Source organism: Flavobacterium aquaticum (assembly GCF_003259835.1).
Classification (GTDB): Bacteria; Bacteroidota; Bacteroidia; order Flavobacteriales; family Flavobacteriaceae; genus Flavobacterium; species Flavobacterium aquaticum.
In genome coordinates this window covers 64,869-79,684 of record NZ_QLMI01000006.1, presented here as the reverse complement: position 1 = coordinate 79,684, position 14,816 = coordinate 64,869, and the positions used below count along the sequence as shown (strand labels likewise).

15 protein-coding genes are annotated in these 14,816 nt (G+C 32.6%); 2 read left to right on the top strand and 13 right to left on the bottom strand.

Annotated features, from left to right (window positions below; genetic code table 11):
- Positions 1 to 142 precede the first annotated feature (142 nt).
- Both fbaA and tamL read right to left on the bottom strand, forming a co-directional pair.
- Entirely contained in the window at positions 143 to 1,210 is a 1,068-nt protein-coding gene (gene fbaA / locus B0I03_RS10275; RefSeq protein ID WP_111567353.1) for a class II fructose-bisphosphate aldolase, read from the bottom strand.
- Between the two features lie 47 nt (positions 1,211 to 1,257).
- Positions 1,258 to 3,807, bottom strand: a complete 2,550-nt coding sequence (gene tamL, locus B0I03_RS10270) for a translocation and assembly module lipoprotein TamL (protein ID WP_111567352.1) — start codon at positions 3,805 to 3,807, stop codon at positions 1,258 to 1,260.
- A gap of 36 nt (positions 3,808 to 3,843) precedes the next feature.
- On the opposite strand from tamL, the gene B0I03_RS10265 reads away from it, so the two are divergent.
- Complete coding sequence (locus tag B0I03_RS10265) at positions 3,844 to 4,569, top strand: TrmH family RNA methyltransferase (RefSeq protein ID WP_111567351.1); 726 nt, start codon at positions 3,844 to 3,846, stop codon at positions 4,567 to 4,569.
- Between the two features lie 3 nt (positions 4,570 to 4,572).
- Here the strand turns inward: B0I03_RS10265 and porT are convergent, their stop codons facing one another.
- The 11 genes from porT to B0I03_RS10210 all read right to left on the bottom strand — a co-directional run bounded on the left by porT (position 4,573) and on the right by B0I03_RS10210 (position 13,559).
- Entirely contained in the window at positions 4,573 to 5,265 is a 693-nt protein-coding gene (gene porT / locus B0I03_RS10260; protein ID WP_111567350.1) for a type IX secretion/gliding motility protein PorT/SprT, read from the bottom strand.
- Between the two features lies 1 nt (position 5,266).
- Positions 5,267 to 5,998, bottom strand: coding sequence for a bifunctional demethylmenaquinone methyltransferase/2-methoxy-6-polyprenyl-1,4-benzoquinol methylase UbiE (gene ubiE / locus B0I03_RS10255; RefSeq protein ID WP_111567349.1), 732 nt, complete (start codon positions 5,996 to 5,998; stop codon positions 5,267 to 5,269).
- Positions 5,999 to 6,193: 195 nt separating this feature from the next.
- Positions 6,194 to 6,679: a dihydrofolate reductase gene (locus B0I03_RS10250; protein WP_111567348.1), complete on the bottom strand. Its 486-nt coding sequence runs from the start codon at positions 6,677 to 6,679 to the stop codon at positions 6,194 to 6,196.
- Between the two features lie 90 nt (positions 6,680 to 6,769).
- A complete protein-coding gene (locus B0I03_RS10245) occupies positions 6,770 to 7,723 on the bottom strand; it encodes a Fic family protein (protein WP_111567347.1) in 954 nt (317 codons plus the stop codon).
- A 127-nt stretch (positions 7,724 to 7,850) separates the two neighbouring features.
- Positions 7,851 to 8,372 (bottom strand): hypothetical protein, encoded by a 522-nt coding sequence (locus B0I03_RS10240; protein ID WP_111567346.1) that lies wholly within the window; start codon positions 8,370 to 8,372, stop codon positions 7,851 to 7,853.
- 57 nt (positions 8,373 to 8,429) lie between these two features.
- Positions 8,430 to 8,765, bottom strand: a complete 336-nt coding sequence (locus B0I03_RS10235; protein WP_111567345.1) for a hypothetical protein — start codon at positions 8,763 to 8,765, stop codon at positions 8,430 to 8,432.
- A 117-nt stretch (positions 8,766 to 8,882) separates the two neighbouring features.
- Entirely contained in the window at positions 8,883 to 9,707 is an 825-nt protein-coding gene (locus tag B0I03_RS10230) for a thymidylate synthase (protein ID WP_111567344.1), read from the bottom strand.
- A 3-nt stretch (positions 9,708 to 9,710) separates the two neighbouring features.
- Complete coding sequence (locus B0I03_RS10225) at positions 9,711 to 10,970, bottom strand: nucleoside permease (RefSeq protein ID WP_111567343.1); 1,260 nt, start codon at positions 10,968 to 10,970, stop codon at positions 9,711 to 9,713.
- 18 nt (positions 10,971 to 10,988) lie between these two features.
- On the bottom strand, positions 10,989 to 11,612 hold the full coding sequence (locus B0I03_RS10220; protein WP_111567342.1) for a bifunctional nuclease family protein: 624 nt from the start codon (positions 11,610 to 11,612) through the stop codon (positions 10,989 to 10,991).
- Positions 11,613 to 11,818: 206 nt separating this feature from the next.
- A complete protein-coding gene (locus B0I03_RS10215; protein ID WP_111567341.1) occupies positions 11,819 to 12,787 on the bottom strand; it encodes an electron transfer flavoprotein subunit alpha/FixB family protein in 969 nt (322 codons plus the stop codon).
- Positions 12,788 to 12,812: 25 nt separating this feature from the next.
- Complete coding sequence (locus tag B0I03_RS10210; RefSeq protein ID WP_111567340.1) at positions 12,813 to 13,559, bottom strand: electron transfer flavoprotein subunit beta/FixA family protein; 747 nt, start codon at positions 13,557 to 13,559, stop codon at positions 12,813 to 12,815.
- Positions 13,560 to 13,821: 262 nt separating this feature from the next.
- On the opposite strand from B0I03_RS10210, the gene B0I03_RS10205 reads away from it, so the two are divergent.
- Complete coding sequence (locus tag B0I03_RS10205; RefSeq protein ID WP_317048054.1) at positions 13,822 to 14,808, top strand: pyruvate dehydrogenase complex E1 component subunit beta; 987 nt, start codon at positions 13,822 to 13,824, stop codon at positions 14,806 to 14,808.
- Positions 14,809 to 14,816 lie beyond the last annotated feature (8 nt).

The following is a 14,816-nucleotide window of genomic DNA, read 5'->3' as shown; positions in this document are numbered from 1 at the left end:
TTAGAAGTTAGAAGTTGGAAGGAAGACCTTAACTTTATCTAATTTCAATTAATATTTTTTTCTTTCTAAAATTCTAGTGAGAAGATTGATGCAGAATTAAGGAAAACTTCCAGCTTCCAGCTTCCAGCATCGAGCTTCCAGCCTATAAAGTGTTTACATTATTTAAATCGGCAAAAGCTTGTTCTAATCTTGTGTTGAACGTTACTTCTCCTTCACGAACCCATTTTCTTGGATCGTAATGTTTTTTATTTGGACTATCAGCTCCGTCTGGACTTCCGATTTGAGTTCTTAAATAATCAATTTTAGACGTCATATAATCGCGAATTCCTTCTGTAAAAGCAAATTGTAAATCGGTATCAATGTTCATTTTAATTACTCCGTAAGAAATAGCTTCTCTGATTTCTTCTAAAGTAGAACCTGAACCTCCGTGAAAAACAAAATCAACTGGGTTATTTCCAGTGTTGAATTTATTTTGAACGTATTCTTGTGAATTTTTAAGGATTTTTGGAGTCAATTTCACATTTCCTGGTTTGTAAACGCCATGTACATTTCCAAAAGAAGCAGCAATTGTAAATCTTGGACTTACTTTCATTAATTCTTCGTAAGCATAAGCCACTTCACTTGGTTGCGTGTATAATTTTGAACTATCTACATCAGAATTGTCAACGCCATCTTCTTCACCACCTGTAATTCCTAATTCGATTTCTAATGTCATGCCCATTTTACTCATTCTTTCTAAATATTTTTTAGAAATTTCTATGTTCTCTTCGATTGGTTCTTCAGATAAATCAATCATGTGAGAGCTGTATAATGGTTTTCCAGTTTCAGCAAAATGTTTTTCAGAAGCATCTAATAAACCATCAATCCATGGTAAAAGATTTTTTGCACAGTGGTCAGTATGTAAAATAACAGTTGCACCATAAGCTTCTGCTAATGTATGAATGTGTTTTGCTCCAGCAACAGCACCTAAAATGGCGGATTTTTGATTTTCGTTTGATAATCCTTTTCCAGCATTAAATTGTGCTCCACCATTAGAAAACTGAATGATAACGGGTGCATTTAATTTTGCCGCAGTTTCTAAAACCCCATTAATTGTACTAGATCCTACAACATTAACAGCAGGTAATGCAAACCCTTTTTGTTTTGCATAGTTAAAGATTTCTTGAACTTGATCTCCGGTAGCAACACCAGGTTTAATATTGTGACTCATAGTTGTATGTTTTTAGTATAGTTGTGCAAAAATAATAATTTAAAAAATTAGAACGGATAATTAATACCAAAATTTAGCACTGTTTTGCTAAAGTTGACTCCTTTCATCCATCGGTCGCCCACTTCTCTTCCTGGGTCGTAGGCTTTGTAACCTAAATCGAAACGGAAAACAAAGAAGTCAAAATCGTATCGTAAACCTATTCCAGAGCCAAAAGCTAAATCTTCAAAAGAGCTAAATCCGTTAAAAGTATAGTCTTCATCTGTAATATTGTCAAATACATTCCAAATATTTCCAATATCAGCAAAAACGGCACTGTAGAAATTTCCTCCCACTCTAAATCGGTATTCTAAACTGTAGGCTAATTTAAAGTTGGCTTCGTTAAAATCATTAATTCCTCCGCTTCGTCCAGGTCCAAGGCTATAAGCTTGCCAACCTCTGTTATCATTAGAACCACCAGAAAAATAACTTCGTGAAAAAGGAATCGATTGTGCATTTCCATAAGGAACAGCTAAACCAGCAAATGCGCGCATCGCTAAGGTGTTTTTCTTGCCAAAATCCCAATGCTTGATAAAATCGACTTCTCCTTTTATGTATTGCGAATATTCAATTCCGAACATGGTTTTGTTGCCATTTTGATTCAAATCTTCGTTTTTTGTTCCCGCTAATAACGATAATACATTTCCGGAAGATTCAATTTTTGTTCTAATTGAGTAAAAGTTGTTGTCTAGTAGATTTGCTTTCGTATTTCTAAAAAATGTAATTCCCGAAGAAACAATTAAGTTGTTTTCAATTAAACGCTCTCTTCTTTCTCCAATACTTCGTATGATTTTATAATCTTGGTCGTTTGGATTCAATGAAGTGCTTCCGTTTTCAACATCATTAATGAAATTTACAGCTCCAGATGTTGTTAAATTTCCGTTTTCAAGGTTAGCTGGGTCAACGTTGTAATCCTGAGCTAAATCGTTTAATGTGTTGTAAGAAGAAGTATAAACATTAAAATAATTTTCAGGATTTAAGTTTTTAATAAATTGAATATTTAGTAAATCGAAACGAATGGTATTGTTTTGTTTTGGAGTCCAATTGTAATTGAAAACACCTGTTAAATTTTCTTTGTCTAAACCGATATTTCGCTGACTTGTTAAACCAATTGTAGCTGTAGTGGTTGGAAGCATTTCTTTTTTAATAATTCTTCTGGTATCAATTGGAAAAACAATTCTTGGAAAACTCAATTTTGCTTCCACACCATATTCTGAAATATTAAAAAATACATTGTTTGGATTTGCTAAATCTTTAGAAGAACCAATGTTTCCTCTTGCCGAAAGTTCAAATGTTTCTGCTCTTTTAAATAAATTTCGCCAAGTAAAAGCCATTCTTCCGCTAATTCCAAATTGTTGAATATCAGAAGTAGTAACATCTACAGAAGGTTGCCAAATGTATTTTGGCTTACTCATCAAATAAATGTTAGCAATTAGCGAAGAGTTAGTGCTGTCGCTCGGATCTTCAACATATTCGATGTTTGGATAGTTAAATACTTTTAAATTACTTAACGATTTAGAAGTTAACGTTCTATCATTATCACTAAAAAGTTTTCCTTTTTCTATGAAAATAGCGTTTGTGATAGCTTTTGGTTTGTATTTTAATTTTCCAGCACTGTAAATGTTGAAATTTCTATATGTTACACTATCATTAAACTGATTTCGCTCTTTTTTTGAAGTATTATTTGTAAAAATATTAACCTGACTAATTTTATAAACCGAAAAAGGTTTTTTTACTAATGTATCTCCTTTTTTTACTAGTCTATCATCAATTTTTATGTTGACATTCATTTTTTGAGTAGAATCATTGTAAATGGCGTCATATTTTACATTACTTTCCTGAAAATGATATACACCATTATTTCTTAGATATTGTGTGATTCTTTTACGTTCGATATCAAAATTGGTAAAATTATATTGGTCACCTTTCCTGATAAAACTCTTTTTTTCTTCAAGTGAATATAAGCTATCAACAACAGGAGTTTCAATAAATTTAAAAATAGAATCAATAAAATAAGGTTTTCCAGTGTCAACTTTGTACACTATTTTTCCTTTTCTATCGCCAACCGAATCGATAGACATGGTTACTTTATTTCTAATAAAACCATTGTTGTAATAAAACCCACTCAATCTTTCTTTAGAGCGTTCCGCTTTTTTTTCGTCAATAATTACGGGAGCTTCTCCAGTTTCTTTCATGAAATTAGACAAACCACTAACAAAAAATGATTTTCCCAATCGGTTTACTTGTTTGGCAGATAAAAATCGGTTTAATCTTTTGATGCGATTTGGTTTTCGGTTCAACCAAGCTTTATAAGAGGAATCTGGATTTGGCTTAGCAAGATTGTAAAGTGTTAGCCCGAAAGGATAATTTAAAAATCTAGTATTGGGTTGCTGAACTAATAAATTATTAATTCGTTCTTCTTTATTGATTTTATCATTAATGTAAATCTCGTTTTTAGTCAATAATTTTTCACTTTCGGGTACACGTTTAACTAACGAACACGAATAAATTATTGTTCCGATTACAAATAATAATGTTATTTTTGATAAATTATTTCTCAAAGCACTTTTTAAAAGTTAGTCAAAAATACAATTTTTATGGTTAGTAAAAACCAAATTAAACTAATAACGAGTTTACAACAAAAAAAATATAGAAAACAAGAACAACTTTTCTTTGCCGAAGGCGTAAAGGTAGTTCAAGAATTGTTAAATTCTAACTTTGAATTGCAAGATTTGTTTACTACAAAGCAAGATTTTCTTACAGTTTCAAAAAACAAAGTTCATGCCATTTCTGAAGCCGAATTAAAAAAAATTAGCGCTTTAACAACTCCTAATACTTGTTTAGCAGTTTTTAAAATTCCGAAAGCAAAAGAAATGATTGAAAAAGGATTAATCGTTGCCTTAGATGATGTTCGCGATCCAGGGAATTTGGGTACGATTATTCGTTTGTGTGATTGGTTTGGTATTGAAACGTTGTTTTGTACAGATGAATCGGTGGATATTTATAATCCTAAAGTGGTTCAGGCAACAATGGGTTCTATTAGTAGAGTAAATGTGGTATATGGAAATTTAGAATTGTTTTTATCACAAACTAAATTACCGGTTTTTGGAACTTTCATGGATGGGAAAAATATTTACCAAGAAAAATTGCCAAAAGAAGGTGTCATCATCATGGGAAATGAAGCTAATGGAATTTCGCCTTCAGTTGAAAAATTAGTTTCGGAACGAATTGCCATTCCGCGTTTTGGAAATCTTCAAGTTACAGAAAGTTTAAATGTAGCAACTGCAACCGCTATTATTTTGAGCGAATTTAAACGAAGTTAATTCTTAGTGGAATGAAAAATTGATGAAGAAACCACGAGTTTTCATTTCTTGTACATTTCCTGTCCAAGGACTATTTGGGTCGTTGTCGCGAATTAACTCATCGTTCATACCAAAAACACCTCTGATAGACGGTGAAAAAATGAAATATTCTAAATACAAATCAATTCCAAAACCAACTTCGTAAAAATTTGACCATTTAGTCATTCTAAAACGATTGTTGAAATTGTCATCTGGAGAAGCTGCATTACTACTAAGATTTAAAGCGGTAGAAACACCTCCAAGCAAATAAGGTCTAACATTTCCCGTTCGTAAAGCCGAATATTTTAAAAGTAATGGAAAGAAAACATAAGTAGATTTCACTTCTCTTAAACGGTCTCCAGTATCGGTAATGTTAGGAAAGGTTAAATTACGTTGGGTAATAATTAATCCGGGTTCAAAACGTAAATCAAAATATTCTGCTAATCTTAAATTTCCAATTAAACCTACATTAAAACCTGTTGTAGTTCCTACTTCAATATCTTCGGTAACGTTAGTGTAGTCAATTTTAAAATCTAAGCTGTTGAATCCAAGGTAATAGCCCCAGTGAACGCGCTGTTTGTTCCAGTTTTCCTTATTGATAATAGGATCTTTACTAAACATGCCTTCCTGAGCAAAAAGTAGGGGTGAAAAAAGTAATAAAAACAGTAACTTCTTCATATTATTTTTTAGATGCTTGATAAATAGTAGCTACTCCAAATGTTTGAGGTAAGTGCTTCACGTCTATAAACCCAATTTTTCTCAAAATATTGTTTAAGGCTTCTCCAAAAGGGAAATTTTGTGCTGAAGTTGATAGATATTGGTACGCTTTTTTATCTTTTGAAAATAATTTTCCAATAGTTGGCATTATGAAATTGGTATACACATAATATCCTTGTTTAAAAGGAAATTGCGTAGGAACCGAAGTTTCTAAAATAATCAATTGTCCGCCCGGTTTTAGTGTTCTTAAAATGTCTGTTAAGCCTTTTTCTAAATTTTCAAAATTACGAACACCATACGCAACTGTAATCGCATCAAAATAATTATCAGGATACGGAATGTTTTCACCATCTCCTAAAACCATTTTAATTTTTGCGTCTAAATTTTGCGCTGCAATTTTTTTCTTCCCAATGTCTAACATACCTTGAGAAATATCTAAACCAATGATTTCGGTTGCAGAAGTATTGGCAAATAAAATAGCTAAATCACCTGTTCCAGTAGCAATATCTAAAATAGATTTTGGTTGTTTTGCCGCCACCATTTTTAAGATTTTTTTCTTCCACTTGGCATCAGTTCCAAAAGAAATAACTCGGTTTAAACCATCATAGTTTTCAGAAATGGTATCAAACATTTGAGCAACCTGTTCTTTTTTTCCTAATTCAGAATCTTGATATGGCGTAATATTTTTTGACATTTTGCAATTTTTTGGAACACAAAAGTACTGATAAAAAATCAAATACAATTGCAAAATTCAATTTCAATAGCAACTTCAAAATTCAAATTCAATGTCAATTTTGATTTAAGAGCCTATTTTTAGGAACACTGATTTAAGAAAATTAAAAAATCCGTTGAAATCTGTCAAATCTGCGTCATCCGCGTTCTAAAAAAACTATTTTCTAACGTACGTTAAAAAAGTAAAATCGTAATCGTGTTTTTCGTCTTTAGAATGAAATTCTTCAAAGACTAATTTCCATTTATCAGTATCAATTTCTGGGAAAAAAGTATCCGCTTCAATGGTAGTATGCACGCGAGTTAAATCGATTTTATCGGCAGTTTCTATGGATTGATTGTAAATTTCGCCACCTCCAATGATGAAAACTTCTTCATTTTTTGGACACAAATCTATCGCTTTTTGTAAACTGCTCGCTATTATACAACCTTCTGGAACTTCATAATCCTTTTGTCGCGTAATAATAATATGTGTACGATTTGGTAACGGTTTTGGAAAACTTTCAAAAGTCTTTCTTCCCATCACAATATAATGTCCTGATGTAATGGTTTTGAAACGCTTAAAATCATCTGGCAAATGCCAAATCAATTGATTGTCTTTTCCTAAAGCATTGTTTTCGGATGCTGCTGCGATTATGGTTAACATAGAAATTATTTGAAACGCTAAGGTAGTGTTTTGTGGGGAATTATTCGTAGTGTTATTTATATACCAACAAATTCACAGGTTGTTCAAGTATTAAATTTTTTTATATGTTGTTGTTTTTTTATCTCCATTCTTGAAAATAATTCCCATTTCAACTGCTTTTTTCAAATCTCTACTAGCTGTTGCTGTTGATACATCTTTGAAATAATTGAGATAATCTTTTCTTGTAAATTCTTCAACATGATTTTCGATGAAAATTTGAATTCTATCTTCATTAGAAAGTTTTTTTGTAGTGTTTTTCAAAAGTTCATCTAAAGATTGGTCAATAATACTGAGCATGTACTCAATGAATTTTGTGGATTTTCCTTCCTTGTCAGAAGCAGACAGCGCATGGTAATAGGCGGTTTGATTTTTGGAAATTAAAGTTTCAAAAGGTAAAAATTCAAATACAGGATATTCTTCCATTAAAATTAAGGTTTGCCATACTCTTCCCATTCTTCCGTTTCCATCCATAAAGGGGTGAATAAACTCCATTTCGTAATGAAAAACACAACTTTTTATTAATGAAATTTCTGATTTATCCTTTAGATATTGAAATAAATCCTTCATTAGAAAAGGAACATTTTCAAAAGGAGGTGCCACATGTTCCACTTTTGAACCTTTTACAATTCCGACACCTTTTGTTCTATATTTCCCAGAATTTTCAATAAGATCTTTCATTAGCATTTTATGTGCTTTTAAAAAATCTTTCTCGGAATGATGTTTTAGACTACTTATGTTTTTGTACACTTCTAGAGCATTCAGCACTTCTACGATATCTTTTTGAGGTCCAACAACTCTTTTGTTTTCTAAGATTGCAGTAATTTGTTCTTCTGATAAAGTATTTCCCTCAATGCTTAACGAAGAATGTATCGTTTTTATCTGATTTTGTTTTCGTAAACTAGGGTTGCTTTTAACTAAATATTTGGCATTAACTTCTCCAATTTTTTCTGAAATGGAAGCAATGTATTTTAAGATTTGAGAAGTTATTTCGTATGGTGGTTTCATGTTTTGATACTATCATTTGATAGTATCAAAAGTAATGATTTAATTCGGTATTTTGTGGGGTTGTTGAGGAATTTTACGAAAAACGTTATGAGTCTTAACAAAGTGTGTCTTGCAAATTGATTATTTTCTATTTAGCTCTGTATTCAAATTGTTTTGTTTTATTTATTATTTCTTCCAAATCAGAGTTTCTTAAATTGATAATATTCAATTTTTTTAATTTATGAGTTAAGAAGATAATGTTGCTTTCAATAGTTATGTTTGATTCAGATTGTAAATATTCATTTTGTAAGTCAATAATTATGTCGATAGTTTCAATATTTGTCTTTTCAAAAAGTTCTCGCTTTAGATTATTATATACCCAAATAGTTTTTTCTTCATAATCCATTTCAGAAAAAGCTTTGGTGTAATCGTCTCCACCGTGAAAGTTTATGTGTAAAACTGTTAACGAATATTTGATTTTTTGATACCCTTTCCATGGTAATTCAAATCCCCACCAACCAAATAAAATTGTCAAAATCGAATATTTAATTCCTGGTAAAATTGTGCTTTTTCCATTTGGAATTTCATAAACTTTTGAATTACCGTAATAAGAAAATAAAAAGATATTTATACTAGTTCTATATGTTCTGTATTTAATATTATTATCCATTTATTAGTTTTTTCTAAGTTCCGTCAAACGGTTGTTATAGGCTGGTGTTTGGATTGACTATTCCTCGGGATAATCAATAAATGATTTTACTTCTGTATGTAAATTATATATGTCTTTAATGAATTTTGAAGCTGTTGTATTTCGTTTCCCATATAAAGATTTAGTCAAAGAAGCTGTGCCTTTTTCATTAGAACTTCTAAATCCTGAATAAAATAAATTCTTTTTAATTCTTTCTTTTAAGGGTAAAAGCTTTTCTGGAACAGGCGCAAGTAACATACTTACAATTTCAAGCTCACATTCTTTTAATCTTTCTTTAGCTGTACCTTTTCCGATACATAGTTTGTAGATAACAGTTGAGCTTTTACTAATAAAATAAATATATCTTGAAGTCATTTTTAATTATAGAGTTCTGTTAGACTCATCATTAACTCGTTTATATTTGAAATGTTATATCGCACATACATCCAAATTTTGGTAGATTGCCACTACTCAATTGTGTTTATTGATTTTTTAAACCGCCACAACACCTTTAATATGTGGATGCGGATCATACCCTTCTAACGTAAAATCTTCAAACTTGAAATCGAAAATATTTTTAATTTCTGGGTTCAATTTCATCGTTGGTAAAGGTCGGCATTCGCGTGATAGTTGTAATTCTAACTGTTCCATGTGATTATTATAAATATGCGCATCTCCAAAAGTGTGAATGAATTCACCTACTTGTAAATCGCAAACTTGCGCAATCATCATCGTAAACAAAGCATAAGACGCAATATTAAATGGAACGCCTAAGAAAATATCAGCACTGCGTTGGTACAACTGGCAACTTAATTTTCCATCGGCAACATAAAACTGAAAAAAGGCATGACATGGAGGCAAAGCGGCTTTTCCATTGGCAACATTTTCCGCAAACGAAACCGAAGTATCCGGCAAAACACTAGGATTCCAAGCGGAAACCAACATTCTTCTGCTGTTTGGATTGGTTTTTAGCGTTTCGATTAATTCGGTAATTTGGTCAATTTCTTCGTTGTTCCAATTGCGCCATTGGTGTCCGTAAACGGGACCTAAATCGCCATTTTCATCTGCCCATTCGTCCCAAATTTTCACTCCGTTTTCTTGTAAATATTTGATATTCGTGTCACCATTTAAAAACCACAACAATTCGTAAATAATCGATTTTAAGTGTAATTTCTTAGTGGTTACCATTGGGAAACCTTCGCTTAAATCAAAACGCATTTGGTAACCAAAAACACTTAATGTTCCAGTTCCTGTTCGGTCGCCTTTTTGGTTGCCGTTTTCTAATACGTGTTTTACTAAATCGTGATATTGTTTCATGGCTTAATGTGAAATGTTAGCTACGTCTTTTGGATTGTGTTTGTGTTTGAATAAAATGGCAAATGCGATTGCGATTACTGCAGCATAAGCAGCAAAAGTTAACCAGATGTTGTGCCAGTCTTTTTCTCCTGTTGCAGCATCGGTGAAATACATGCTGATGATTTGTCCGCTGACAACACTTCCTAAAACCGCACCAAATCCATTCGTCATCATCATGAATAATCCTTGTGCAGATGAACGAATTTTAGAATCGGTTGAGGTTTCTACGAATAACGAACCTGAAATATTAAAGAAGTCAAATGCCATTCCGTAAACCACACATGATAAAATAATCATCCATAATCCATCACCAGGATTTCCGTAAGCGAATAATCCGAAACGTAAAACCCATGCAATCATACTAAACAACATTACTTGTTTAATACCAAAACGTTTTAAGAAAAACGGAATCGCTAAAATAAATAAGGTTTCCGAAATTTGAGAAATCGACATAATTAAAGTCGAATATTTTACTACTAATGAATTAGCATAAACTGGATCGTGTTTAAAATCATCTAAAAACACATCACCATAATCATTCGTTAATTGTAAAGCAGCTCCAAGGAACATACTGAATACAAAGAATAAGGCTAATTTATAATCGGCAAATAATTTAAACGAACTTAATCCCATAAGTTCCATGAAAGACTTGTTTTCTGTAGTATTTCCTTCTGGTTCACATTTTGGTAATGTAAAGGAATATAATCCTAAGAAAATAGCAGCAATCGCAGCAATGTAAAACTGATTTTCAGAAGCTTTATTTCCGGTTAAGTTGGTAATCCACATGGCTACAATAAAACCAATAGTTCCCCAAACGCGAATAGGTGGAAAATCTTTCACCACATCTAAACCTCCTTTTTTCAAAGCGTTGTAAGCAACTGAATTTGAAAGTGCAATAGTTGGCATATAGAAAATCATCGCCACTAAAATCACCCAAAAGAAATCAGATGGATTGCTAACTTGTGGAACATATAAAAGTGTTAAACCACCTAAAATATGAAGAGCTCCGTATAGTTTTTCAGCGTTTATCCATCGGTCGGCAACAATTCCGCAAAGGGTTGGCATAAAAATCGAAGCAATTCCCATAGTAGAAAAAATAGCTCCGAATTGTGCTCCATCCCAATTTTTGGTTCCGAACCAATAATTTGCTACTGTGATAAGCCAAGCTCCCCAAACGAAGAACTGGAAAAAGTTCATTATCGTTAATCTGAATTTTACATTCATACTGTTATTGTTAAAGTATTAAGATTCTTTTTTTGAGATTTCATCTCTAATTTTTGCTGCTTTTTCGTAGTCTTCGTTTTGCACAGCTTCGTCTAATTTTTCGTATAATTCTTTTAACGAATATCCTGAATAACTATCCGCAGGAACCACTACATCTTCTTGTCCAAAAGTTTCAGGAGTAGAAAGAATGTCATCGTTTTCCTGATTTTCTGCATTTTCAGAAGGATTAATGCTTAAGTAAATTCCGGCTTTGTCCAAGATGTTTTTGTAAGTAAAAATAGGAGCATTAAAACGTAAAGCTAATGCAATAGCATCCGAAGTTCTGGCATCGATGATTTCCTCGATTTTGTCTCTTTCGCAAATAATGCTTGAGTAAAAAACACCATCGACTAACTTGTGGATAATCACTTGTTTTACCACGATGTCAAATCGGTCGGCAAAACTTTTAAATAAATCGTGTGTAAGTGGGCGAGGTGGCTTGATTTCTTTTTCTAAAGCAATTGCTATGGATTGCGCTTCAAAAGCACCAATAACAATAGGTAGTTTTCGATCACCATCCACTTCATTTAAGATTAAGGCATAAGCTCCGTTTTGCGTTTGGCTGTAGGAAATACCTTTTATAGTTAATTTTACTAAACTCATTTCAAATTGTAAATTATCATTTCTTTGATGCCTGATTTGGATTTTTAAACATCATCACAAAGTCAGAAAATGGCTAACGGAAAAACGGTTAGCCATTACTTCGTCAATTCGTTACCACTCGGGTCGCTCCAAAAATAAAAAAAAGAGCTATCTAAACAAAGATAACTCTAATTTTAATTTAATATATTTTTTAAACAACTATTTTGTTACGAGTTGCTTGCTTTAAATGCTTTTAATTTTTCAATTAATTGAGGCACTACAGTGAAAGCATCACCTACAACACCATAATCAGCTACTTTAAAGAAAGGCGCTTCTGGATCTGTGTTGATAACTACTTTTACTTTTGATGAGTTAATACCTGCAATGTGTTGGATTGCTCCAGAAATACCAACAGCAATATATAAGTTAGAAGCTACTGGTTTTCCAGTTTGTCCAACGTGCTCACTGTGAGGTCTCCATCCGATGTCAGAAACTGGTTTAGAACATGCAGTTGCTGCACCTAAAACAGAAGCTAATTCTTCAATCATTCCCCAGTTTTCTGGACCTTTCATTCCACGACCTGCAGAAACTACGATTTCAGCATCAGCGATAGTTACTTTTCCAGTTACTTTTTCTACGTTTTCAACTTTGATTCCGAAATCAGCATCGTTTAATGATGGTGCGAAGCTTTCTTCAGTCATAGCAGCAGCATTTTCTACTAATCCGAAAGAATTTTTAGCAATTCCTAATACTTTTACTGGAGTTGAAATTTCAGTAATGTTGAATGCTTTGTTTGAGAAAGCAGTTCTTTTTACTTGGAAAGGCGAAGTACTTTCTGGTAACGCTACAACATTTGAAGCATAACCTGCTTCTAAAGCTACCGCTACAAGAGGAGCTAAATACAAACTATCTGTAGTTGAAGAAACCAATACAATTTGAGTTCCTTCTTTTTTAGCTGCTTGAGCAATTACATCAGCATACGCTTTTGCGCTAAAGTTGTTTAATTTATCGTTAGAAACGTTTAATACTTTGTCTACTCCGTAAGCCGCTAAAGCACTATTGTCAGAGTTGTTAATAGTTACAGCAGTAACTGTTGTTCCCATTGAAGCAGCTACCTTTTTTGCGTAAGAAGCTAATTCAAATGCTACTTTTTTAATTTTTCCTTCTGCTGATTCAGCATATATTAATATCGACATGATTCTTTAATTTTTAGGTTTGAAATTAGATAACTTTCGCTTCGTTATGTAATAAGTTAATTAACTCATCTAAATTATCAGCACTTACTAATTTAACTGCTGATTTTGCAGCTGGTTTTTCAAATTTAACAGCTTTAGTTGCAGTTGCATCGCCAGTTGGTTCTACTAAAGTTAAGGCTTTAGTTCTTGCCATCATGATACCTCTCATGTTTGGAATACGTAAATCTTTTTCTTCTACTAAACCTTTTTGACCACCAATAATTAATGGTAAACCTGCAGAAACGATTTCTTTTCCACCATCAATTTCTCTAGTTACTTTTGCTTCGTTTCCATTTACGTCGATACCCACACAAGCGTTTACGAAATTGAAACCTAATAATCCAGCAACCATCCCTGGAACCATTCCACCATTATAGTCTAACGATTCTTTTCCAGCAATTACTAAATCATAACCTCCGTTTTTAACAACTTCAGCTAATTGTTTTGCAACAAACATTCCGTCTGTTGGATTTGCGTTAATACGAATTGCTTCGTCTGCACCAATAGCTAATGCTTTTCTTAAAGTTGCTTCAGCGTCAGCGCCACCAACATTTACAACTGTAACATTTGCTCCTTGTTGCTCTTTAAACCAAATGGCTCTTGTTAAACCAAATTCATCATTAGGATTAATTACAAACTGAACACCATTCGTGTCAAACTCGCTGTCACCATTGACAAAATTAATCTTTGAAGTAGTATCAGGTACGTGACTGATGCAAACTAATATTTTCATTTTTATGTATTTTGTTAGTGAATATTTCAGTCCCAAAAATACAAAATAATTTCTAAATAAAAACTATGCACGCATAATAAATATGTTTTTCTTAGATAAATTAGCTTTTTTTTAGGAATAGTTTAATTTAAGAGTTGTGTTTTGTGTTTTGATTGAATATTTTTAACGCTAAAACGTTTTAGTAGAAAGTGATACCATTTTTTTTGTAATCGAATTGGAATAATTTTATTTTTCTTACTTTTGCCAATCATAATTCAAAGAAATTACTTTCATGAGAACGATACAATTTAGAGAAGCTATTTGTGAAGCGATGAGCGAAGAAATGCGTCGCGACGAATCAATATATTTAATGGGTGAAGAAGTAGCAGAATACAATGGAGCTTACAAAGCTTCAAAAGGTATGCTAGATGAATTTGGACCAAAACGTGTAATTGATACACCAATCGCAGAGTTAGGATTTGCAGGAATTGCTGTAGGTTCGGCTATGAACGGAAATCGTCCTATTGTAGAATTCATGACTTTCAACTTTTCATTAGTAGGAATTGACCAAATTATCAACAACGCAGCAAAAATGCGTCAAATGTCGGCTGGACAATTTCCAATGCCAATGGTATTTAGAGGTCCAACAGCTTCTGCTGGTCAGTTAGGTGCTACGCACTCTCAAGCTTTTGAAAACTGGTTTGCTAACACTCCAGGTTTAAAAGTAGTAGTTCCATCAACCGTTTATGATGCTAAAGGGTTGTTGAAATCAGCTATTCGTGATAATGATCCAGTTATTTTCATGGAATCAGAACAAATGTATGGAGATAAAGGAGAAGTGCCAGAAGGAGAATACACGATTCCATTAGGAGTTGCCGATATCAAAAGAGAAGGTTCAGATGTAACGATTGTTTCTTTTGGAAAAATTATTAAAGAAGCACATTTAGCTGCTGAAGAATTAGCAAAAGAAAATATTTCTTGCGAAATCATCGATTTGAGAACGGTTCGTCCTATGGATTATGATGCCATTATTAATTCGGTTAAAAAAACAAATAGATTAGTAGTTTTAGAAGAAGCGTGGCCATTTGCTTCAGTTGCTTCTGAGATTACTTATATGGTTCAAGAAAGAGCATTTGATTACTTAGATGCGCCAGTTCAGAGAATTACAACTGCGGATGCACCAGCTCCATATTCGCCAACTTTATTAAAAGAATGGTTGCCAAATTCTGAAGATGTAATTAAAGCTGTTAAAAAAGTTATGTATAAATAACAATTAAC